The organism is Sphingopyxis sp. (assembly GCF_016463645.1).
Classification (GTDB): domain Bacteria; phylum Pseudomonadota; class Alphaproteobacteria; order Sphingomonadales; family Sphingomonadaceae; genus Sphingopyxis.
In genome coordinates, this window is record NZ_JAEMQX010000260.1 from 218 (window position 1) to 780 (window position 563).

The window sequence follows — 563 nt, forward strand, 5'->3', positions numbered from 1 at the left end:
GCACCCATCTGCGGCACCATTTCCAGCACCCAGTCGACGATGGAGTCGCCGGGGTTCAGCATCTTGAACTTCGACTTGTTCTCGCTGCCGCCGCCCTTGGCCGCGACGTCGATATGGACCTTTGCGCCCGGCACCATCTCGACCGACAGGACGCACGGGGTGTTGTCCTTGGTATTCACCCGCGTAAAGGCGGGATCGGCGAGGATGGAGGCGCGCAGCTTGTTTTCGGGGTGGAGGTAGGCTCGACGGACGCCCTCATCGATCACGTCCTGCAAGGACCGCGTCGAGTCGAGCACGCATTGCTGCCCCCATTTGACGAACACGGTGACGATGCCGGTGTCCTGACAGATCGGTCGGTGCCCCTCGGCACACATGCGGCTGTTGGTCAGGATCTGCGCGATCGCATCCTTCGCCGCCGGGCCTTGCTCGGTCTTGTACGCTGCGCCCAGCGCGCGGATGTAATCCATCGGGTGGAAATAGCTGATATATTGCAGCGCGTCGGCGACGCTCTCGATCAGATCGGCTTCCTTGATGGTGATCAGGTCGGCTTTGGAGATAGTGAC

The 563-nt window shown here is 62.0% G+C and carries 1 protein-coding gene; it reads right to left on the reverse strand.

Annotated features, from left to right (window positions below; all coding sequences use genetic code 11):
- The coding region (locus JHC57_RS22350) for a fumarate hydratase (protein ID WP_294032753.1) at positions 1 to 542 on the reverse strand (542 nt) is incomplete at its 3' end.
- Positions 543 to 563: the final 21 nt, after the last annotated feature.